A 22755-nucleotide genomic window follows, 5' to 3' on the forward strand; every position below is an offset into this window, starting at 1 on the left:
AACATTATTATTTACTAATTCTGTGTATGCTAAAGATTACCCAAATGGTATATCAAATAACGATGGTGATAATGTTGTAGATGTTGATGAGAATATTTCCACTCCGTGGATTTGGATTTCTCCAACTGGTACAGGAAAGACTATTTCCGTCATTGCAAAAGATCAAATTGATATTACTTCTGTGTATGGAGTGTTATCTGAATATCAAGGTAATGATGAGAGAAGCATTTTTGTTAAGAGTAAAGAGCAAGGAATTAATCTTGAGAGAATTGCTAGTAATTTGAGTGCAACAACCATTCAGTTACAAGCGCAAAAATCAATCGTATTAGACAAATCAAATACTGATACTATAGCTGAAAATGGCTATTTTTTTAGTATTGATTCTGAAAAGAAGTCACAAATATTATTGTCTTCAGAAGAGAGTAATAGCATAAAAATTGGTGATGCACTCCAGTTCCCTAATCCAACTAAAAATGTAGGAGGAGTAATTGGTATTTATAATCTTTCAGGTGCAAATACCAAATTAACGGCAAAAGAAAATAGTATTTCAATTTATGCGCCAAATGCTAAAAATCGCTGGCTTATTTATGCTGATGATACTGCAGCAACTAGTCAAGGAAGTGTGGTATTAGAAACAAAAGAAGGAGGAAATAATACACTCATCCTAGAAACTACAACTACTAATCAAGCAGATGGTTTTCATAATGGCATTTCAGCCCAAAATAACGCTCAAGTGTTGTTATCTGCAGAAACAGGAATAAATAGTATAAAGATTGGTGATGCAAATCAGTTTACTAATCCGACAGGAAATGTTGCTGGGGTATTTGGTATTTATAATTATTCAGGTGCAAATACTAAGTTAACAGCAAAAGAGAATAGTATTTTCATCTATGCCCCGAATGCTAAAACTCGATACCTTGTTTTTGCTAATAGTGCTTCAGAAACTGGTGGGCCAAGTGTGTTATTAGATGCAAAAGATGGTGGAAATAATCTATTGACTCTAGAAACCACAGCCACTAATCAAAAAGGAGGAATACATGAGGGGGTTTATGCAGCTAATAATACTCAAGTGTTATTATCTGCAAAAGCTGGGATAAACAGTATAAAAATAGGTGATAGTCAGCAAGTTGGTGATTTAGAAGATTTAAATAACCAAGTTGTAGAAGTGAATGGCGTTCGTAATGTATTAGGTGCGAGTACTAAATTAACTGCAAAAAGTAATCAGATTTCAATTTATGCCCCGAATGCTAAAAATCGATATCTTATTAATGCTGATAGTAAGGCGAAAATCGGTGAACTAAGTGTGGTATTAGATGCAAAAGATGGTGGAAATAATCTATTGACTCTAGAAACCACAGCCACTAATCAAAAAGGAGGGATACATGAGGGAGTTTATGCAGCTAATAATACTCAAGTGTTATTATCTGCAAAAGCTGGGATAAACAGTATAAAAATAGGTGACAGTCAGCAAGTTGGTGATTTAGAAGATTTAAATAACCAAGTTGTAGAAGTGAATGGCGTTCGTAATGTATTAGGTGCGAGTACTAAATTAACTGCAAAAAGTAATCAGATTTCAATTTATGCCTCGAATGCTAAAGACCGATATCTTATTAATGCTGATAGTAAGGCGGAAAACAGTGAACAAAGTGTGATATTAGAAGCAACAGAAGGGGGAAATAATCTATTAACCTTGGAAACCACAGCTACCAATCAGACAGATGGTAGCCATTATGGCGTTTTAGCACAAAATAAAGCCCAAGTGTTGTTGTCCGCAGAAACTGGGATAAACAGCATCAAGATTGGCGATGAAAATCAGTTTGCTAATCCAACAGAAGATGTTAAACAAGTATATGGTATTTATAATGGTTCAGGTGCAAGTACCCAATTAATCGCACAAAGTAACGATATTTCAATCTATGCACCAAATGCCAAGGATCAATATCTCATTTATGGAAATGGGAAATTAGATAATGGTAAAGAATCAGTATTATTACAAGCTACTTCAGGTGATAACCATTTAACGCTTAGCAGTGATTTGCTGAATGAAAAATCGTATGGATTAGTTCAAGGTTATAATAATAATCAGATAAATCTAACAGCGACTGGCAATAATCTTATTGAATATAATGGTAAATTGACAGGAGCTATTCCTACAAACCAAACAGAATTAGATAATAATCAATCATTTATTCGAGGGATAATATCTTGGGTAGATAGTGATGTTAAGCTGGAAGCGCAAAATAATGTCATTCGTATTCAAGGAAGTGGAAATGGTCTTGGCGTGGGTTATCAAGAGTTAGTAAATGGCAATTGGTACACTTATCAAACAGAAGGCTTATTAGTGACTAATGAATCAATAACGGGTTCAAATCCTAAAGATATTAGTAGAATGACTTTGGTCGCAACTAACGGCAGTAATGTGGTTGATATTAATCTTCGCTCTCATGGTGAAACTTATGGGGTAGTTGCTCAGCATAAAGGTGAGATGACTTTGTCTGCTACTGATGCAAACTGGATTCGTGTTCTCAGTCCAGAACGAGATACGCCATTAATGAACCTCAATACAGGAATGAAAATCTATCGTATGGGCTTATATTCAAGTGTCGATAGTGTGATGGCATTACAAGCAGCAAGCAACTATATCGAGATTGGTGGTAATCCAGTTATGCAGCGAGGTATTGCAGTCAATGCGAATTCGATGGCTGAGTTAGTTGCTGAACAAAGTAATAACGTAGTGGCAGTAAGAAATGCGGTATTGAGTTCTTATGGGGTATCGGTTGCGAAAAGTATTTTAATACCTAGTGAGACAGAGGCAAAAACTAAATTAAATCTTACTGCATTACAAGGTACTAACTTTATTCAAATGCAAGGTGATGAAGCAGATTTAGCTATAGTAGAGCAATCTGCTGTGTTAAAAAATACAGGAAACTACCAAAATAAGGTAGGTACTATTGGTATTTATGCGATAGATAAAGGCTCAGCCATTACCTTGAATGCGAAACAGAATGTGATTAAGCATAATGTACCAACCGAGAGTCCATTCTCCAATATTAATATCTATGCTGCTGATGAAGCACAAGTAAAATTAATAGGTACAGAAAGTAATACCTTAACTGGAGCGAAGATTGCGATTCAATCTCTTAATAAAGCCAATGTTACTATTGATGGTCAAATGACAATTGATTCTTCATTATGGGCAGCAGATGCACGAAATGCAGGGCAAATTGCTTTAAATTATGAAAAGGATAGCGTCATTAAAGGCAGTATGATTGCGATTGGCGGTGATATCCAAGTGAAATCGAAAGGCAGTACGTTACATTTAACCGGTGATGAATATGCCTATGATAACGGTAATATCACATTACAACTGACTCCAGGCAGTTTAGCCGTAGGTCGTATGGATAACTTTGTTGCCTATGACAATGCGCAACATAAAGTGTTATTTGGTTTAACACCAGTTGCTTCGAATGCAGGTCAAATTTACCTTAATTTAGCGAAAAATTCTCTTTGGCAAATGACTGGACAAAGCTGGATAAGTGAATTGCGTGGTGAAGGAGCGGTAGATGTCAGCCCAATACAAGCTGGTCAAGCATTGCATATTGATAAACTCGCTGGTGCAAATCAATTCCTAATGACCTTAAATAAAACTGGTCAAGGCAGCGATATGCTCTATATCAAAGAGGGAACAGCTACTGCACAAGATATGGTGATTAAAAATCAACGTGATGTGATTGAAAGTATGAATTACGGCGACCGTTTGCGTTTTGCTACGGTACAACAGTCACAAAATGAATTTGTTGCCGGTAAACAATATACTGATGAACATCGTTTAATGAAACAAGCTTTAACTGTTGAGTATTCTGACCAAGCCACCGACCCAGATAATCGCGAAGCTTATAATCTTGCCTTTAATGGCGGTAATGCGTTAAGTAAAGCGAAACCGGGTAATGAGTATGTTAATACCACTTATGGTGGTGACGGCAGTCAAAATGTTTATTTAGTGAAATACCGTACTAATACGCCAAGCCGTAATACAGTCGATATTGGCAGAATGTTAGATGCAAGTGCAGGTTATGCCTTTACGCTTGATACTTACACCAAACGAGAAGGAGAACGGGCTTATTCACTCAATGACATTAAAGAAGGGACGTGGATAAGAGGTACGCATACGCGCTTAAAAGCAACAGACCGCTTTAGTTTAAATAACAATGACTATGAAATTGGTTATGACAAATTCCGTTATAACAATGACGAGAAAAAACAAAAATGGGGTTTAAGTTTTACCTATGGTTATGGCAAAGCCAGATTAGTGGATGAATGGAATAAAGGTCGTATTAAGAAATATGAGCTTAGCCTTTACAACACTAACCAATGGAATAACCAAGCTGGTGATAACAGTTACTACAATGATAATGTGTTAAGAGTTGGTGCATTACACAACCATTATCAATCTATGATGAGTAATGGCAACCTTTGGGGTAAAGGCAGTTATAAGAATTACCTCTTTACTGCCAGCACAGAACATGGTTATCGCAAATTTATTGATGATAACAAACGTTGGTATCTGGTACCGCAAGCGCAACTCCAATTTGCATACTTAACCGGTGCCAACTATCGCACCAGCAATGATATTGATGTCAAACTCGGTCATGCGAAAAGTCTAATTGGTCGTGCTGGCGTGGATATTGTGCGATTATTAGATGAGAGTGGCGATAATCGTCTTTATGCGAAAGGCAATATCTTGCATGAGTTCTTAGGCAAACGTTCATTTAGTGCGAGCGACCGTACTGGAGATTATCACACCAGTTGGAACACCAGAGGCACGTGGTATGCTGTTGGTGTTGGTTACAATGCCCATGTCAGTGAAAAGACTAATGTGTTTATTGATGCTGAGAAAGAATTTGGCCATGGCCGCACTGGTTCGTATAACTTACGTTTAGCATTATCGTGGCAGTTTAAGTAATCAAGCAGTAAATATTAAACAATACACCCTATAAATAAGATAAATCACCTTATTCAAAAGGATTGAATAAGGTGATTTTTTTTAGGGAGTATTCAATCTTAAAGAGTGCTTTGCGATTAAAGCACAAAGTTAGCTGTATTTATCAATGTGCCTGATCCCAATTATCGCCAGAGTTAACCTCAACAATTAATGGAATGGTTAATTTAACTGCATTTTCCATTACTTCTTTGATCAGTGCTTTATAGTGTTCTACTTTCTCTTCTTTAACTTCAAACACCAATTCATCGTGTACTTGCATAATCATTTTAATATCATCTTTATCGGCAATTAAACGATCTAAATCGATCATAGCTTTTTTAATAATATCAGCAGCAGTACCTTGCATTGGGGCGTTGATAGCAACACGTTCTGCCGCTTTACGACGCATTGCATTACTTGAAGTTAATTCCGGTAAATATAGACGACGTCCTAATAAGGTTTCTACATAACCATCTTGTTTCGCTTTTTCCTGAATATCTGACATAAACTGTTTTACGCCTGGATAACGTTGGAAATAACGATCAATATAGGTTTGCGCTTCATTACGCGGGATACCTAACTGTCTAGCCAAACCAAAAGCACTCATGCCATAGATTAAACCGAAGTTAATCGCTTTAGCGCTATAACGCTGTTGGGAAGTAACTTGTTCGATTGGTGTATCAAACACTTCAGCAGCGGTAGAACGGTGTACATCTAAGTTATGTGAAAAGGCATAGGCTAACCCTGCGTCACCAGAAAGATGTGCCATAATCCGCAATTCAATTTGTGAATAGTCGGCGGCTACCACTTTAAATCCTTTTTGTGCAATAAAGGCTTGGCGAATTTTACGTCCTTCCTCACTACGTGTTGGAATGTTCTGCAAGTTAGGATCAGATGACGATAAACGCCCGGTAATGGTAACTGCTTGATGATAAGAAGTATGGACACGCCCAGTATCAGGATCGATCATTTGCGGCAATTTATCGGTATAAGTCGATTTTAATTTGCTTAAACCACGATGTTCGACCAATAGTTTTGGTAGTTCGTGTTCATAAGCCAATTCTTCCAATACTTCCTCATTGGTAGATGGCGCTCCTTTTGGTGTTTTCTTTAAAATTGGCAAGCCTAATTTCTCAAATAGAATTTCTTGTAACTGTTTGGTTGAAGCTAAATTAAAAGGTTGTCCTGCTAGTTGATGTGCTTGCTGTTCTAGTTGGATTAAACGAGCAGTGATTTCCTGCGATTGTTGATATAACAGGTCGCTGTCAATTAAAACACCATAACGCTCCATTCGTGATAATACTTGTGATAAAGGTAGCTCAACTTCTGAGAATAATTTCACTAAAGTTGGTGTTTGTTGTAGTTTTTGCCATAACACTTGATGTAATTTCATTGTCACATCAGCATCTTCTGCGGCGTATTCAGCTGCTTTCTCAATTTCAATTTGATCAAAGGTAAGTTGATTTTTTCCTTTGCCGGCAAGGTCTTCAAAATGGATAGTGTCATGTCCTAAATGACGTTTGGCGAGATCGTCCATATTATGACGACCAGTGCTATCGAGTGTGTAAGATTCCAACATTGTATCGTATGCAACGCCTTGTAAATTCACACCATGGCGCGCCAGGATGGTCAGATCATATTTTAGATTTTGACCAATTTTCTTGATATTAGGATCTTCTAAAATAGCCTTTAATGCCGATTTTACTGTTGCCCAATCGAGCTGCTGTGGGCAATCTAAATATTGGTGTTGTAATGGTAAATAAGCTGCCTCACCCTTTTCTAAGGCAAAAGATAAACCGACTAATTTTGCCTGCATATAATTTAAGCTATTGGTTTCGGTATCAATGGCAAACAATGCAGCTTTGGCTAATTTTTCACGCCATTGTTCTAGTTGTTCTGTCGTCAAAATAGTTTGATAGGTGCTGCGATCAATACTGATTTTGATTGGATCGTGATTAGTCGCTTTTGGTGTCGCGGCGCTAGCGATAGAAAATGATACCTCTTTATTGTTGCTTGTTGGTTGATCAGATAATAATTCATTTAACCAACGTTTGAATTCATAACGACCATAATATTCAATTAATTGATCACGATTTTCTGTTCCTAAGGTTAATTGATCAAAGGTCACCGCTAACTCAACGTCGGTTTTAATTGTGGCTAATTTATAAGAGAGGTCTGCATCTTCTTTTGCTGCCACTAATTTATCGGCAAGGCTTTTCGCACCTCGGACAGATAAGCCAGCGACTTTATCTAAATTGGCATAAATTTGTTGTAAGTTGCCGATGCCTTGTAATAATCCTTGAGCGGTTTTTTCACCAACGCCAGCAACACCGGGAATATTATCCGAGCTGTCACCCATTAAGGCGAGAAAATCAATGATCATTTCTGGTGGTACGCCATATTTTTCAATTACCCCTTCGCGATCTAAGATCGTGTTGGTCATGGTATTAATTAAGGTAATGCGATCATCAACTAATTGCGCCATATCTTTGTCGCCGGTGCTAATTAATACATCTCGTCCAGCAGCAGACGCCTGTTTTGCTAAAGTACCAATTACGTCATCAGCTTCTACACCTTCAACGATCAATAGCGGTAAACCTAAAGCTTCGATCATTTGGTGTAATGGTTGAATTTGTTGGCGTAAATCGTCCGGCATTGGTGGACGGTGCGATTTATACTGCTCAAACATTTCATCACGAAAAGTTTTTCCTTTAGCATCAAAAACAACGGCAATATGGGTCGGCTGTACTTGTTTTAATAAACTTTTCAGCATATTTAACACACCATACATAGCGCCAGTTGGCTCGCCTGCAGAGTTGGATAAACCTAAACGGAAATTGGCGTGATAAGCACGATATAAATAAGAAGAACCATCAACGAGAACGAATGGATTTTCAGCAATTTGCGGCATAATTATCTCAATTTAATAGTGAAATGAATGTTATTTATTCAATATGGTTAAATATTGTTATCGAAAAAAACGATAGGTTTCATTCTAAGCTGTGATACTTAAAATGCAACTATCGTATGGTTTCGCCTTACTAGGGAATTTGTTTTATTTATCAATGTATCAGGGAAGAACAGCTCGGTGATTGGCAACTTTCACTTTGCTTAGGCTTTGCTGAAAATGGGTATTTTGGCTGAGTTCCCATAAATCAACACTATTTTGTAGGTTAAGCCAAAATTCTGGTGTTGTACCAAATGCTTTCGCAAGTTTCATCGCCATTTCGAGTGTGATGCGACAATTATTATTCACGAGTTTACTTGCTGTATTACGATGTACATCAAGAATAGTCGCTAAGTCACTAATTTTTAAATTAAGCGGTTCAAGAAATTCAGTTTGTAAGATCTCACCAACAGAGGTAGGTTTGCGTTGCATTATTAACATAAATCGCTCCTTATAAATCGTAATGATGTGGATCCAAATATAAGTTAGAAATTTCGCCATTCTCAAAATGAAAAATAAGGCGATATTGTTTATTAACTCTAATTGAATAAAACTTGTTTTCTTTAGGTTCCAATAGTTCAAGCCGATTTGCCGGCGGCACACGTAAATCATTAAGGTTTTCCGCTGCATTAATCATATCGAGTTTACGAGCCAACACATTGGTTAGATTTGCAGGAATTTTGCTGTGTGCTTCGCCATATTCGAAAAAACGATATAAATAATCATCACGAAAATGGGCGGCTGTAAGATTAAACATTGACTGTCCTTAATGATTTATATCAATGAATTCTATAATGAATAGTTGCACAGTGCAAGTGTGCATTTTTTGATGAGATAAAAAAGAACCCGCTATATGCTATGCGGGTTCTAGTTTTACTATTTGGGGTGATATAAATACAACGTCATGTTGTATCTGTATTTATGAACAGAGGTTATTTGTTCAATTTTGCTTTATAAGTTGGGTTCATTAAGTTCTCAACAGAAAGAATATCATTCAATTCTTCTTCGGTGAGTAAGCCTAATTCAAGCACAACTTCTTTAACACCTTTACCGGTTTTCGCACAAATCTTACCAACTTTATCGCCATTGTGGTGGCCAATGAATGGGTTGAGGTAAGTTACGATACCGATAGAGTTGAATACATAACCTTCGCAAACTTCTTTATTAACAGTGATACCATCAACACATTTATCACGAAGATTCACACAAGCATTAGTTAAAATGCTGATGGATTCAAACATCGCTTGACCGATAACTGGTTCCATTACGTTAAGTTGTAATTGACCAGCTTCAGAAGCCATAGTCACAGTAATATCGTTACCCATGACTTTAAAGCATACTTGGTTAACAACTTCTGGCACAACTGGGTTTACTTTTGCCGGCATAATAGAAGAACCAGCTTGTAATTCAGGAAGATTAATTTCATTTAAACCAGCGCGCGGACCAGATGAAAGTAAGCGCAAGTCATTACATACTTTAGAAAGTTTCACTGCAGTACGTTTTAACGCACCATGCACCATTACATAAGCACCACAGTCAGAAGTTGCTTCGATAAGGTTTTCTGCTTTCACACAAGGTAAACCGGTAACTTTTGCAAGGTTTTCAACGACTAAATCTGTATAACCTTTAGGTGTATTAAGTGCAGTACCGATAGCAGTTGCACCTAAGTTTACTTCTAATAATAAAGCAGCGGTTTTGAGTAAGTTTTTAATTTCTTCATCAAGCAATACAGCGAATGCTTTGAACTCTTGACCGACTGTCATTGGTACAGCATCTTGTAATTGAGTACGTCCCATTTTTAAGACATTGGCGAACTCAACAGATTTATTGTGGAAGCCATCGTGTAAATATTGGATTTTCTCAATAAGTTTCAAAATACTATTATAAACCGCAATACGGAAACCTGTAGGATAGGTATCGTTAGTTGACTGGCTAGCATTAACGTGATCCATTGGATCTAAGAATTGATATTCACCTTTTTTATGACCTAATTTTTCTAAGGCAATATTAGCAACTACTTCGTTAGTATTCATATTAACAGAAGTACCAGCACCACCTTGATAAACATCAGAAGGGAATTGATCCATACATTTGCCAGTGGTAAGGATTTCATCACAAGCTGCAACGATAGCATCAGCGATATTTTGTGGAATTGCTCCAAGTTCGCCGTTTGTCATTGCGGTAGCTTTTTTAACCATTACCATACCACGCACAAACTCAGGAATATCAGAGATAGTGTTATTAGAAATATTAAAGTTTTCGATCGCTCTAAGGGTATGAATTCCCCAATATACATCGGCAGGAATATCTCTTTCACCTAGTAAGTCAACTTCTTTACGGAATTCGCTCATAAGACACCTCAAATCATTTATTTTATTATAAGAATCATAATGATAAAGAAATAGAAACAACTATTTTTTATCATCATTAAGTAATCTAATTGGCGCCTATTATAGTGAGAGTTTTCCGTAAATTTTGTGACATTGATCATAAAATTAAATTTGCTAAATAGGAGTTATTTTTATCTTATTCATTAGTTTTTTTTATAGGTTAAAAAGGTAAAAATTTTTTCTTTCTTTACCCTTGAAAGGGGTTTTCCGATCCCCATTTCTACAACCGTTGTCAAAAAGGGGTATCCCAAAACACACATATTTAGCTAAAACTTATAGGAGTACTTTTATTATGAATATTCGTCCATTACACGACCGTATAATTTTAAAACGTGAAGAAGTAGAAACCAGATCAGCTGGTGGTATCGTTTTAACTGGCTCAGCTGCACAAAAATCAACTCGTGGAAAAGTGTTGGCAGTAGGTAAAGGTCGTATCTTAGAAAATGGTCAAGTTCAACCGCTTGATGTAAAAGTGGGTGATGTAGTGATTTTTAACGACGGATATGGCGTAAAATCAGAAAAAATTGATGGCGAAGAAGTGTTAATCATTTCTGAAAGCGATATTTTGGCGATTGTAGAGTAATTGAATAGAGAAATAAGGAAGCACAAAATGGCAGCAAAAGATGTAAAATTTGGTAATGACGCTCGCGTAAAAATGTTAAAAGGCGTCAATGTATTAGCCGATGCAGTTAAAGTAACTTTAGGTCCTAAAGGCCGTAACGTAGTATTAGATAAATCTTTCGGTGCACCAACCATTACTAAAGATGGTGTATCAGTTGCGCGTGAAATCGAATTAGAAGATAAATTCGAAAATATGGGTGCACAAATGGTGAAAGAAGTTGCTTCTAAAGCAAATGATGCTGCGGGTGATGGTACCACAACAGCGACTGTGTTAGCACAAGCTATCGTAAACGAAGGCTTGAAAGCAGTAGCAGCTGGTATGAACCCAATGGATTTAAAACGTGGTATCGATAAAGCAGTTGCAGAAGTAGTAGCAGAATTAAAGAACCTTTCTAAACCTTGCGAAACCTCAAAAGAAATCGAACAAGTTGGTACAATCTCAGCAAACTCTGATAGCGTAGTTGGGCAAATCATTGCTCAAGCGATGGAAAAAGTAGGTAAAGAAGGCGTTATCACTGTTGAAGATGGTACTGGTTTAGAAGATGAATTAGCAGTCGTAGAAGGTATGCAATTCGATCGTGGTTACCTTTCACCATATTTCATCAACAAACCAGAAACTGGCACTGTAGAATTTGATAGTCCATATATTCTTCTTGTTGATAAAAAAGTATCAAACATTCGTGAAATGTTGCCGGTATTAGAAGCAGTAGCTAAAGCAGGTAAACCATTATTAATCATTGCTGAAGATGTTGAAGGTGAAGCGCTTGCAACATTAGTAGTGAACACAATGCGTGGTATTGTGAAAGTGGCTGCAGTAAAAGCACCTGGTTTTGGTGATCGTCGTAAAGCAATGTTACAAGATATTGCGATCTTAACTGCTGGTACTGTCATTTCTGAAGAAATCGGTATGGAATTAGAAAAAGCAACTTTAGAGGATCTTGGTCAAGCGAAACGTGTTGTTATCTCTAAAGATAATACGACTATCATTGATGGTATCGGTGATGAAGCACAAATCCAAGGACGTGTTGCACAAATTCGTCAACAAATTGAAGAATCAACTTCAGATTACGACAAAGAAAAATTACAAGAACGTGTTGCTAAATTAGCTGGCGGTGTTGCGGTAATTAAAGTTGGTGCAGCAACTGAAGTTGAAATGAAAGAGAAAAAAGCGCGTGTTGAAGATGCGTTACACGCAACTCGTGCTGCAGTTGAAGAAGGTATCGTCCCAGGAGGCGGCGTTGCATTAATTCGTGCTGCAAGTAAAGTTGCTGGTAAACTTGCTGGTGAAAACGAAGATCAAAATGTAGGTATTAAACTTGCATTACGTGCAATGGAAGCACCACTTCGTCAAATCGTTACCAATGCAGGTGAAGAAGCTTCTGTTGTTGCAAGCAAAGTGAAAGCAGGCGAAGGCAACTTCGGTTATAACGCTGGTGCAGAAGTTTATGGCGATATGTTAGAAATGGGTATCTTAGATCCAACTAAAGTAACTCGTTCTGCATTACAATTCGCGTCATCAATCGCAGGATTAATGATCACTACTGAATGTATGGTGACAGAATTACCAAAAGATGAAAAAGCGGATTTAGGTGCTGCTGGTATGGGCGGCATGGGTGGAATGGGCGGTATGATGTAATCGTCTTATCACCAAATATTCTCTTAGTTAAAATGCCAGCAAATTGCTGGCATTTTTTATCTTTTTTATTATTGGAAAACAGTCGAATTTATAACGGTTAAATCGCCACTTCACTAAAATATTCACTATCCAATTCCGCCAACGGTAGAGTGGAATTTGGCCAAGCACGCACTAATTGTACTTTCATCAAATCTAAAGTATCCAAGCCTGGTGTTGTATTTGGCGTATATTGTTGTGCAATACGTGCCAATTGTGTTAACCCAAAACTTGACTCAATACTTGAGCTGATAACTGCGATTAAACCTTGTTGATGCGCTTGTTCAATTAAGCGCACACATTTTTCTAAAGAACCAACTAAAGTAGGTTTAATCACAATTGCAGCTAAATGAGGTTGTGCTGTTACCTGAAAATCTGCTTCGCGTACTGTTTCATCCCATGCAATCGCAATGCCTGTATCTGCGGCGAATTGCAAACTGTCTGCTGGTGTTTTGCAAGGCTCTTCAATAAATTGGATTCTACTACGATGTTCAGGTTTGACATATTTAGCAAACATTGCTGCTTTTGCCGGTGTCCACGAACGATTGGCATCTAAACGTAATTTTAAATCTGGTACCGCTTCTAAGAACATATCGGCAATTAAACCATCGCGATTCGCTTCATACAGACCAACTTTAATTTTTGCGATCTTTTCACCAGGTAATTGATCAAGTTCATCATACAATTCATCAGGATCGCCATAACAAAGTGGCGCTGTTTTGAAATTACCTTGTTCAGTTAATTGACCTTGCATTTCCGTCAATGCACAACTTAAACCAAATGCTACTGATGGATAGCACTCTTCTAATGATAATTTTTCGTTACGTGAACGTGCTTGATCCCACGCTTTTAGCCATTCAATCGTCTGTTGCTGAGCTTGTTCAATGGTTTCTTGACTAAATTCGGGTAAAGGTGCGATCTCTCCCCAGCCTTGTTTTTCACCGCACTGAATTTTTACCAATAAACCATCACGCTGTTTTAAAAAGCGATTACGTAAAACAACTTGTGAATCCATTGGAATTTGATAGCGATAAATTTTGTAACTGCGTTCAGTCATAACGAATCCTTGTGTATGTTATGGTCAATTGAAATTATTTGTTGTAGAACGGGTGCCGAGTATAACAATTGCACTACTAAGCGACAATCTCTAAGTGAAAGCAGCGAAAAAATTAGCACTTTAGTGGTAAAAAGTGCTGCGACTTTTTGCATTTTGCTAGTAATCGCAATAAACTTACGCCAAAAATTTTTATAGCCCTTTTCTTATGTGTTTACGCATTAAGAAATAGGCTTTTATTTGCTAAATAGGTAGAAAATTATGCGCGTTGCAGATTTTTATTTTGATCTCCCGGATGAATTGATTGCACGTTATCCACAAAAAGAGAGAACCGCAAGTCGCTTATTGAATCTAGATGGTAATAGCGGTGAATTTTCTCATCATCATTTTAAAGATGTGCTCTCATTTGTGGAGGAGGGAGATTTATTAGTTTTTAATAATACACGAGTGATTCCTGCCCGAATCTACGGTAGAAAAAGTAGTGGCGGTAAGTTGGAAGTTTTAATTGAACGTGTGTTAGATGACAAGAGTTGTTTGGCTCACGTACGTGCTTCGAAAGCACCTAAAGAGGGCAGTGAGCTTATTTTAGGAGAAGATAAACTTGGCGAAGGGAATGGCATTCGTGTTGAAATGTTAGGTCGTCAAGATGCGTTGTTTCATTTACGTTTTGCGATAGAAGGTTCGCTATTCGATGTGTTGCAACAAATCGGGCATATTCCATTACCGCCTTATATTGATCGCTCTGATGAAGATGCAGATCAAGAGCGTTATCAAACAGTGTATAGCAAAGTTCCGGGGGCAGTCGCAGCACCAACTGCTGGATTACATTTTGATGACGAATTGCTGGCCGCTTTACGTGCAAAAGGGGGGAAAATGGCGTTCGTTACTTTACACGTTGGTGCTGGAACGTTCCAACCTGTTCGTGTGGAGAATATCGAAGATCACCATATGCATGCAGAATATGCGGAAGTGCCGCAAGAGGTAGTTGATGCGGTATTAGCCACCAAAGCGGCAGGTAAAAGAGTGATTGCCGTAGGTACAACTTCTGTTCGTTCTTTGGAAAGCGCTGCATTAGCAGCGGAACAGCAGCAAAGCAAGCAGTTATTAGAACCCTTTTTTGCTGATACGACTATTTTTATCTATCCAGGGAAAAAATTTCGCGTGGTGGATTGTTTAATTACTAATTTCCATTTACCGGAATCGACCTTGATTATGTTGGTTTCTGCATTTGCTGGCTATGACAATATTATGCGTGCCTATCGTAATGCAGTGGAAAATCGCTATCGCTTTTTTAGTTATGGTGATGCGATGTTTTTAATTAAAAAAGATAACCCCTCTTCAATGAAATGAAGAGGGGTAGGGGAGATTTAAATCCGTATTACATTAATGCATTAAAAAATTGCAATGAAAAATGAGGATTTATCAAATCTCCCTAGCCCTCTTTAATCTTAAAGAGGGAATTTATCTTTATATTTCTAATATATAGATAATTTTTAACTTCGAACTGTTTATTCGTTGATTGGAGAAAATATGAAATATGAATTAAAAAAGACAGATGGTCGTGCGCGTCGTGGACAACTGACGTTTGAACGCCCACAAGGTACGTTTACTGTACAAACACCAGCATTTATGCCGGTAGGTACTTACGGAACGGTAAAAGGAATGACACCGGAAGAGGTGCGAGCAACAGGAGCAGAAATCCTATTAGGTAATACATTCCACTTATGGTTGCGTCCAGGGCAAGAAGTGATGCGTAAGCATGGTGATTTGCACGATTTTATGCAATGGCATCGCCCAATTTTAACTGATTCCGGCGGTTTCCAAGTCTTTAGCTTAGGCAAACTACGTAAAATTACCGAAGAAGGAGTGAAATTCCAAAACCCAATTAATGGTGAACGTATTTTCCTTTCTCCGGAAAAATCAATGGAGATCCAATACGATCTCGGCTCTGACATTGTGATGATTTTTGATGAATGTACGCCGTTCCCATCAACTTTTGATTATGCGAAACAATCAATGGAGCTTTCATTACGCTGGGCAAAACGCTGTCGTGATCGTTTTGATCAACTAGGTAATAAAAATGCGTTGTTTGGTATTATCCAAGGCGGCATACACGAAGAGTTGCGCCAAGTATCGTTAGATGGTTTAGTGAATATTGGCTTTGATGGTTACGCAGTGGGTGGTTTGGCAGTTGGTGAACCAAAAGAGGATATGCATCGTATTTTGGAATATATCTGCCCGAAAATTCCACAAGATAAACCACGTTATTTAATGGGTGTAGGTAAACCAGAAGATTTGGTGGAAGGGGTAAGACGCGGTATCGATATGTTTGACTGCGTAATGCCAACACGTAATGCACGTAATGGGCATTTATTTGTCACTGATGGCGTAGTGAAAATTCGTAACGCGAAATATCGTGATGATACAACGCCATTAGATCCGGAATGTGATTGCTATACTTGTAAGCATTACACTAAATCTTATCTCTATCATTTGGATAAATGTGGTGAAATTTTAGGTGCAAGATTAAATACGATTCACAATTTACGTTATTACCAACGTTTAATGGAACAAATTCGTCAAGCGATTGAAGCAGAGCGTTTTGAGGAGTTTGTACAAGAGTTTTATGCAAGAATTGGTAAACCTGTACCACCATTAAATCAATATCATCCGTTTGAGGGATAATGAAAAAGGCACTTGCGTGCCTTTTCTATTTCCTTATATTTACTTTCCACTATCTCCATAGTTGCCCAATACACGAGCGCTCGGGTCATTTACATTACAACCTTCCCACTCCTTATTAGGCATCCAGAAGTCTTTAATCCAATGGCTTTGGCCTGGATAGAATTTTTCAAAAATATCGCGATAAAGTAATGATTCTTTAGTGAATGGCGTACCATAAGGATATTTTTCTTTCGCTTTTGCCAAATCTTCATCACTATATTTACTTTCTGCAAAGGCTTTTAAGTGATCAACCATTGAATGCCCAACTGCATCACTGAAAGCTGCTTTTTCACGATAAAGAATGCTGTCTGGAAGATAATCAGTGCCTTCAAACGCCTTACGTAATAAATATTTACCTTTGTTATAGACGTTCATTTTCTTCTCAGGGTTGATACTCATTGCGTAATCAACGAAATCAATATCACCAAAAGGAACACGTGCTTCTAAAGAATTCGCCGCTAAGCAACGATCAGCACGTAGAACATCGTACATATAAAGTTCACGAATACGTTTTTGTGCTTCTTTTTGAAATTCAGCGGCATTTGGTGCAAAGTCAGTATATTTATAACCAAAAATTTCATCGCTCACTTCACCAGTTAATAACACTTTCAAGTTGGTTTGTTCATGAATATATTTACAAACTAAATACATCCCGATGCTGGCGCGAATGGTAGTGATATCCCAAGTTTCTAAGTGCCAAATTACTTTTTCTAGTGCAGCTAACACTTCATCTTTGGTCATAATCACTTCGGTGTGTTCTGTACCCAAAAAGTCTGCTACTTCTTTTGCATATTTCAAATCGATTGGATCGGTATCCATACCAATTGCAAAGGTTTTAATTGGTTTATCTAAATGTTTTTGCGCAATCGCACAAACTAAAGAAGAATCCAAACCACCACTTAATAAAAAGCCCAATGGTGCGTCAGAATGTAAACGTTTAATTACCGCTTTTTCTAATTTGGTGCGTAATGTGCTGGTAATGGTATCAAGATCTTGATCTACTACTACTTTTGGATCTGCAATGTCGTTATAACAAATGAATTCACCATTTAAATAGTAATGTCCTGGTGGGAATGGATGAATATCTTGACACCAATCGATTAAACCTTTTGCTTCTGATGCAAACGCGATTTCACCAGTCACCTTGTCATAACCATAAAACATTGGACGAATACCAATTGGATCGCGTCCTGCTAATAATGTGCCGGTTTTACTATCTTTTAATACTAATGCAAATTCAGCATCTAACATCTTCATCATTACATCAGCACCAACGCGTTGATATAACGGAATTAAAACTTCGCAGTCGCTGCCTGAATGGAAAGTGTAAGTAGAGGATAATAATGTTTTTAATTCTGTGTAATTATAAACTTCGCCGTTACAGATAAGAGAAATGCCATCATATTGGAAAGGTTGGTTGCCTTGAGAGCTTAAATCCATAATTGATAAACGATGAAATCCCCAAGTTGCATCATCAGCAGTAATAACGGCTTGATGATCCGGACCACGATGATAAATATGATCAAAACTCTGCTTAAAAGCTTCAGACGGCTGCGCTGAAGAAGAAAAAACAAATCCACACATACAAAAAATCCTCTTGTTCTATCTAAATTGAATCATTTCTGCTTAGTATAGTTAAAAAATAATTTTTATCTACTGTTTTTATAAAAATATAATAAATTTTTTATCATTAAAATGTTTTATTTGAATTTTATTTAAAATTATGATGATTTTTTTGTGTTTTTTAAATTTTAGTATGGCAAAAAAGCCAGTGAACATTGGTTTGTAGATTTTTTTTCGCTATATTACGCAGGCGAATAGAACTAAAGAGGAACAACAATGTTATCCTGCCCACAATGTGAAAAGAAAGTGAATGAAGAATTAACTCATTGCCCATTCTGTCAAGCAGCCTTGCACGATGAAGCCGCGAAAAAAATCTATCAACAACGTTTAGAGCAAGATATTGCGCATCGAAAAGCAATGAATAAACAAAATGCCAAAGTACAGATAATTTGGTTTGTTATTTTTGCCATTGTGATTGGCGCACTGCTTTGGTGGAAGAATTAGCTAAGGAAATACTCAATAAAAATCCCCGCTTTAACAGGATCAAAGTGGGGATCATTATTGTAAGATTTACTGTGTTATAGTGTACTGCTATCAATAACAAAACGATATTTAACATCACCTTTTAACATACGTTCATAGGCATCGTTGATTTGTTCCGCTTTAATTAATTCAATATCTGCAACAATATTATGTTCAGCACAGAAATCTAACATCTCTTGGGTTTCTGCAATACCGCCAATCATTGAACCAGCAATAGCTGCCCGTTTCCCAATAAGAATTGAAACATCCGGTGATTGGTGAGGATCAGCAGGTACACCAACCAAAGTCATCGTGCCATCACGTTTCAATAATTTAGTAAAAATATCCAAGTTATGTGAAGCGGCAACGGTATTTAAGATAAAATCGAAACTTTTATAATGTTGAGCCATTTGTTCTGGATCTTTAGAAATAACCACTTCATCAGCGCCAAGGCGATGAGCTTCTGCTTTCTTCGATGCTGAAGTGGTAAAAGCAACTACATAAGCACCCATAGCGTGCGCTAATTTCACGCCCATATGGCCTAAGCCACCAATACCAACCACGCCGACTTTTTTACCAGGGCCAACATTCCAATGGCGAAGTGGTGAATAAGTGGTGATACCGGCACAAAGTAAAGGTGCAACAGCTGCTAATTGATCGGCACTATGTTTAATTTTTAGCACGAAATTCTCATCAACAACGATTTGTTGCGAATAACCACCTAAAGTATGGCCAGGAGCATCTTTAGTTGGGCCGTTATAAGTTCCTACCATATGTTCACAATAGTTTTCCAAACCATCTTTACAGTCATCGCATTCGCGACAGCTATCGACCATACAACCAACGCCAACTAAATCACCTACTTTAAATTTACTAACATGTCCTCCCACTTCAATGACTCGTCCTACAATTTCATGGCCGGGTACACAAGGATAAAGCGTGCCAGCCCATTCAGAACGAACGGTGTGTAAATCGGAATGACAAACGCCACAATAGGCAATTTCAATTTTGACATCATGATGTCCGGTAGCTCGGCGAGTAATAGTCAATGGTTCCAATGGTTTATCTGCTGCATAAGCACCATATGCTTTTGTCATATTTAACTCCTAATTTGAAAATAGAGAAACAAATTGTCTGGTAGTATGTTACGATAATTATAATTTTTGATAAATTAATTAATTGGAATTTCATAATTCCTAAATTAGAAACTATGTTAAACAAACTCGAAGCTTTAAAAGTGTTTTGTGTAGCGGCTGAAACCTTACAATTCAAGGAAACCGCAAATCGTTTGGCGATTTCGCCACCTGTAGTTACTCGTATTATTGCTGAATTAGAAGATTATTTAGCTGAACCATTGTTTCAACGTAATACGCGCCAAATTAAATTAACCGAATTTGGGCAGCAATTTTTACCACAAGCCAAACAATTAGTTGATGAAACAGAACGCTTATTTACGCCTAAACAACAACGTTCAAATCAGGAAATGAGCGGATTAGTGAGAATTACGTTACCGGATCTACCTGAGCAAACTTTAATTTTACGTGAACTCTTGTCCGCATTGTCTTCTTATCCTGAGTTAATTATCGATTGGCAAAAAAGTGATATTCGAGTAAATGCAATTGAAGCACAAATTGATATCGGTATTCGTATCGGTAATTTTGCTGATAGTAGAATAATTGCACGTAAAGTAGGGGAAGTTACTGAAAAAATTGTCGCTGCCCCGCAATTATTAATATCAGGTAAACCAAAAGATATTGTTGATTTGCAAAAAAACTTTCCATTGGCTGCTGTTTTGGATGGTAATACGGGTAGAGCATGGAATTGGTATCTTAATGAACATATACAATTTATACCGAACCGACCGCGGTTTATTGGTACTAATAGCGAAATAACTTTACAAGCTGCACTGGCAGGTAAAGTAATTGCACACCAATTAAACTGGCTTGTTGATCCCTATTTGAAAACAGGAGAGTTAGTGGAATTATTTGCGGAAATTCCTAAATATCAGTGGCCGGTGTATGTTTATCGTCCACAACGCAGCGTTACTCCGACAAGAGTAAAAGTTGTTTTTGATCTATTAGTAGAAATTGTCGGAAAGTATTTTAAATAATAAACAACCTCTCTTTATTTCATTAAAGAGAGGTTAGTTTATGAAATGAGCTTATTAATTTTTACAGAGGTATATGAGGTTTATTTTAAAATTTCATCAATTTTGGCAGAGGCTTTGGCAATGGCTTCTTCTGCTTTATAAGCTAAACCTTCAACGTGAATTAAATCCACATTGTTTAAACCAACAAAACCTAATACTTGTTTAACCCAACTACTCATTGTGTCAAATTCAGTACCTTCATATTCACCGCCACTAGTGACAAAAGCGAACACAGGTACGTTCGGTAATAAGCCTTGTGGGCCGTTTTCATCATATTTAAAGGTCACACGAGGACGTGCAACATAATCAACATAGCTCTTGAATGTTGCTGGTGCAGTGAAGTTATAACGTGGTAAACCAAGTACGATATAATCCGCATTTTTTAATTCAGCAATCAATTCATCAGACAATGCAATCGCTTGATGTTGTGCTTCAGTTTCCGCTACGCCTGCACGAATCGCAGGTGTTGTTTCTTTATTTAACATTGGTACTGGATTTGCGTCCAAGTCACGATCAACAATTTGCACTTCAGGCCATTTCGCTTTGGTTTTTGCAATAAATTGATCAATTAATTGATTAGAAAAACTATGATCGCCATTAACAGAGGTACGCAATACTAAAACGTTACTCATAACTAACTCCTTAAATTATCATTATTTCTTTCTTAGATTATCTAACGCCCATGCGCCGCTGCCTGAGATTGCTACATATAAGAAAATGAAGCAGAACAACACTGCAGCTTCACCACCGTTTAATAGCGGTAAGGCAAAGGTTGCAGCGGAAGCGTGGAACATAAAATAAGCAACAGCCATTTCGCCAGATAGAATAAAGGCGGCTAATCGAGAGAATAAGCCAAGAACTAATAAAATACCACCAACTAATTCTAAAATGCCACCAATTCCTAAAAGAGAAAAAACCGATAATCCATCGAATGAAGGAACGTGTGGTAAAGCAAATAATTTGGCACTGCCATGTAGTAAGAAAGTATAACCAGCAACAATACGCAATAATGCTAAACCATAAGGGCGTAAAGCTTGTGTATCAAACATAAATTTATCCTTTTTTAAGTAGTAATTGAAAAAACAGCGTCAGTATATTGATTTCAAAATGAGAAAACTATATTGTTTTTAGAAAAGTATTTTTTCTTAATAGGAAATAATTATGGATACCTTACAAAGTATGAAAATTTTTCGCCAAATTGTTGAAAGCGGTAGCTTTAGCAAAGCGGAGGATCAGTTAGATCTCTCAGTTTCAATGGTGAGCAAACACCTTTCTCATTTGGAAAATTACCTACAAGCGAAACTACTCAATCGTACCAGTAGAAAATTAAGTTTAACTGAAATGGGGGAGCATTATTATCAACGTTGCATTGCGGCGCTTGATGATTTAGAAGAAGCGAAACAAGTTGTCAGCCAAGGAACTATTCACCCACAAGGAACACTCAAAATCACGATGCCAGTATGGTTTGCGACACAAAAGTTTGCCGATCTGTTAGCAGAATATTGTCGCCGTTATCCAAAGGTCAATTTACAACTTTCATTGGATAATCATCATGCCGATTTAGTGGGACAAGGCTTTGATTTAGCATTAAAAGTAACAGCGTATTTATCAGAAAACCTGATTGTGAAACCAATTACCAATATCGCTTTTCATTGGGTGGCAAGTCCACAATATTTAACGCAATTCGCACAACAGAGCGAACAGCAATGGGATCAACATCGCGGCTTAATTCCAACTTATACTCATCTTGATCAGCATTTTACCGACACTATTGCCAGTGATAACACCTTAATGCTGTATCAATTAGCGTTAGCTGGGCAAGGTGTTGCTTATCTACCGAGTTATTTATGTGAAGTGGATATTCAAGCCGGCAAATTGCAAATTATTCCTCACCCAGCTAATCGTAATCATACGTTGTATGTTGCTTATATGAATCGCCAATTTATGAGCGCTAAAGTCCGCAGTTTTATTGATTTTATGGCGGAAAACTTTCGTTGTAAGAAAAGAGAGTATCCGTTTTAGTAATTAAGATAAATGAAAGCAAGAATTGGTAGCAATTTTTAGATAACTATTTGAAAAATAAGTTTTTTAATTTTAAAAAACAGACTACTGACAAACCTAAATTTTATCAA

Annotated in this window: 17 protein-coding genes; 8 read left to right on the forward strand and 9 right to left on the reverse strand. The window is 37.3% G+C overall.

Annotated features, from left to right (window positions below):
- On the forward strand, positions 1–4963 hold a 4963-nt coding region (locus tag QS62_RS12050), incomplete at its 5' end, for an autotransporter outer membrane beta-barrel domain-containing protein (protein WP_066107034.1).
- Between the two features lie 142 nt (positions 4964–5105).
- On the opposite strand, the gene polA is transcribed toward QS62_RS12050, so the two are convergent.
- The 4 genes from polA to aspA all read right to left on the reverse strand — a co-directional run bounded on the left by polA (position 5106) and on the right by aspA (position 10279).
- Positions 5106–7892 carry a DNA polymerase I gene (polA, locus tag QS62_RS05355; protein WP_066107036.1) on the reverse strand — a complete coding sequence of 929 codons (2787 nt, stop codon included), beginning with the start codon at positions 7890–7892 and terminating at the stop codon, positions 5106–5108.
- A gap of 159 nt (positions 7893–8051) precedes the next feature.
- Complete coding sequence (locus QS62_RS05360; RefSeq protein ID WP_156536724.1) at positions 8052–8363, reverse strand: HigA family addiction module antitoxin; 312 nt, start codon at positions 8361–8363, stop codon at positions 8052–8054.
- A gap of 16 nt (positions 8364–8379) precedes the next feature.
- Positions 8380–8685 (reverse strand): type II toxin-antitoxin system RelE/ParE family toxin, encoded by a 306-nt coding sequence (locus QS62_RS05365; protein ID WP_066107042.1) that lies wholly within the window; start codon positions 8683–8685, stop codon positions 8380–8382.
- A 175-nt stretch (positions 8686–8860) separates the two neighbouring features.
- The gene (gene aspA, locus QS62_RS05370; RefSeq protein ID WP_066107044.1) at positions 8861–10279 is read right to left on the reverse strand and encodes an aspartate ammonia-lyase; all 1419 of its coding nucleotides are present in this window, start codon (positions 10277–10279) and stop codon (positions 8861–8863) included.
- Positions 10280–10610: 331 nt separating this feature from the next.
- Here aspA and QS62_RS05375 point away from each other — a divergent pair, with 331 nt between their 5' ends.
- Together QS62_RS05375 and groL are read left to right on the forward strand one after the other, a co-directional pair.
- Positions 10611–10901 (forward strand): co-chaperone GroES, encoded by a 291-nt coding sequence (locus QS62_RS05375; protein ID WP_066107048.1) that lies wholly within the window; start codon positions 10611–10613, stop codon positions 10899–10901.
- A 27-nt stretch (positions 10902–10928) separates the two neighbouring features.
- Positions 10929–12575: a chaperonin GroEL gene (gene groL / locus QS62_RS05380; protein WP_066107051.1), complete on the forward strand. Its 1647-nt coding sequence runs from the start codon at positions 10929–10931 to the stop codon at positions 12573–12575.
- 97 nt (positions 12576–12672) lie between these two features.
- Here groL and menC read toward each other — a convergent pair whose 3' ends face one another.
- Positions 12673–13668 (reverse strand): o-succinylbenzoate synthase, encoded by a 996-nt coding sequence (gene menC / locus QS62_RS05385; protein ID WP_066107054.1) that lies wholly within the window; start codon positions 13666–13668, stop codon positions 12673–12675.
- A gap of 258 nt (positions 13669–13926) precedes the next feature.
- On the opposite strand from menC, the gene queA reads away from it, so the two are divergent.
- Complete coding sequence (gene queA, locus QS62_RS05390; protein ID WP_066107057.1) at positions 13927–15015, forward strand: tRNA preQ1(34) S-adenosylmethionine ribosyltransferase-isomerase QueA; 1089 nt, start codon at positions 13927–13929, stop codon at positions 15013–15015.
- 180 nt (positions 15016–15195) lie between these two features.
- Positions 15196–16350: a tRNA guanosine(34) transglycosylase Tgt gene (tgt, locus tag QS62_RS05395; protein ID WP_066107061.1), complete on the forward strand. Its 1155-nt coding sequence runs from the start codon at positions 15196–15198 to the stop codon at positions 16348–16350.
- A gap of 39 nt (positions 16351–16389) precedes the next feature.
- On the opposite strand, the gene asnB is transcribed toward tgt, so the two are convergent.
- The gene (asnB, locus tag QS62_RS05400) at positions 16390–17973 is read right to left on the reverse strand and encodes an asparagine synthase B (protein ID WP_066107064.1); all 1584 of its coding nucleotides are present in this window, start codon (positions 17971–17973) and stop codon (positions 16390–16392) included.
- A 255-nt stretch (positions 17974–18228) separates the two neighbouring features.
- On the opposite strand from asnB, the gene QS62_RS05405 reads away from it, so the two are divergent.
- Positions 18229–18456: a hypothetical protein gene (locus tag QS62_RS05405; RefSeq protein ID WP_066107067.1), complete on the forward strand. Its 228-nt coding sequence runs from the start codon at positions 18229–18231 to the stop codon at positions 18454–18456.
- 74 nt (positions 18457–18530) lie between these two features.
- On the opposite strand, the gene QS62_RS05410 is transcribed toward QS62_RS05405, so the two are convergent.
- Entirely contained in the window at positions 18531–19571 is a 1041-nt protein-coding gene (locus tag QS62_RS05410; RefSeq protein WP_066107069.1) for an NAD(P)-dependent alcohol dehydrogenase, read from the reverse strand.
- 113 nt (positions 19572–19684) lie between these two features.
- Between QS62_RS05410 and QS62_RS05415 the strand changes: the two genes are divergently transcribed.
- Positions 19685–20584: a LysR family transcriptional regulator gene (locus QS62_RS05415; protein ID WP_066107072.1), complete on the forward strand. Its 900-nt coding sequence runs from the start codon at positions 19685–19687 to the stop codon at positions 20582–20584.
- 80 nt (positions 20585–20664) lie between these two features.
- Here the strand turns inward: QS62_RS05415 and QS62_RS05420 are convergent, their stop codons facing one another.
- Positions 20665–21255 carry an FMN-dependent NADH-azoreductase gene (locus QS62_RS05420; protein WP_066107077.1) on the reverse strand — a complete coding sequence of 197 codons (591 nt, stop codon included), beginning with the start codon at positions 21253–21255 and terminating at the stop codon, positions 20665–20667.
- A gap of 21 nt (positions 21256–21276) precedes the next feature.
- Positions 21277–21672: a DoxX family protein gene (locus QS62_RS05425; RefSeq protein ID WP_066107080.1), complete on the reverse strand. Its 396-nt coding sequence runs from the start codon at positions 21670–21672 to the stop codon at positions 21277–21279.
- Between the two features lie 112 nt (positions 21673–21784).
- Between QS62_RS05425 and QS62_RS05430 the strand changes: the two genes are divergently transcribed.
- Positions 21785–22645 (forward strand): LysR family transcriptional regulator, encoded by an 861-nt coding sequence (locus QS62_RS05430; RefSeq protein ID WP_066107083.1) that lies wholly within the window; start codon positions 21785–21787, stop codon positions 22643–22645.
- Positions 22646–22755 lie beyond the last annotated feature (110 nt).

The sequence above is a fragment of the Gallibacterium salpingitidis genome, from assembly GCF_001678495.1.
Lineage (GTDB): Bacteria > Pseudomonadota > Gammaproteobacteria > Enterobacterales > Pasteurellaceae > Gallibacterium > Gallibacterium salpingitidis.

Excerpts from the sequence above, each read along its gene's own strand:
- polA (WP_066107036.1), bottom strand. The coding sequence starts at position 7,892 with ATGCCGCAAATTGCTGAAAATCCATTCGTTCTCGTTGATGGTTCTTCT.
- QS62_RS05365 (WP_066107042.1), bottom strand. The coding sequence starts at position 8,685 with ATGTTTAATCTTACAGCCGCCCATTTTCGTGATGATTATTTATATCGT.
- aspA (WP_066107044.1), bottom strand. The coding sequence starts at position 10,279 with ATGAGCGAATTCCGTAAAGAAGTTGACTTACTAGGTGAAAGAGATATT.
- QS62_RS05375 (WP_066107048.1), top strand. The coding sequence starts at position 10,611 with ATGAATATTCGTCCATTACACGACCGTATAATTTTAAAACGTGAAGAA.
- groL (WP_066107051.1), top strand. The coding sequence starts at position 10,929 with ATGGCAGCAAAAGATGTAAAATTTGGTAATGACGCTCGCGTAAAAATG.
- menC (WP_066107054.1), bottom strand. The coding sequence starts at position 13,668 with ATGACTGAACGCAGTTACAAAATTTATCGCTATCAAATTCCAATGGAT.
- queA (WP_066107057.1), top strand. The coding sequence starts at position 13,927 with ATGCGCGTTGCAGATTTTTATTTTGATCTCCCGGATGAATTGATTGCA.
- tgt (WP_066107061.1), top strand. The coding sequence starts at position 15,196 with ATGAAATATGAATTAAAAAAGACAGATGGTCGTGCGCGTCGTGGACAA.
- asnB (WP_066107064.1), bottom strand. The coding sequence starts at position 17,973 with ATGTGTGGATTTGTTTTTTCTTCTTCAGCGCAGCCGTCTGAAGCTTTT.
- QS62_RS05405 (WP_066107067.1), top strand. The coding sequence starts at position 18,229 with ATGTTATCCTGCCCACAATGTGAAAAGAAAGTGAATGAAGAATTAACT.
- QS62_RS05410 (WP_066107069.1), bottom strand. The coding sequence starts at position 19,571 with ATGACAAAAGCATATGGTGCTTATGCAGCAGATAAACCATTGGAACCA.
- QS62_RS05415 (WP_066107072.1), top strand. The coding sequence starts at position 19,685 with ATGTTAAACAAACTCGAAGCTTTAAAAGTGTTTTGTGTAGCGGCTGAA.
- QS62_RS05420 (WP_066107077.1), bottom strand. The coding sequence starts at position 21,255 with ATGAGTAACGTTTTAGTATTGCGTACCTCTGTTAATGGCGATCATAGT.
- QS62_RS05425 (WP_066107080.1), bottom strand. The coding sequence starts at position 21,672 with ATGTTTGATACACAAGCTTTACGCCCTTATGGTTTAGCATTATTGCGT.
- QS62_RS05430 (WP_066107083.1), top strand. The coding sequence starts at position 21,785 with ATGGATACCTTACAAAGTATGAAAATTTTTCGCCAAATTGTTGAAAGC.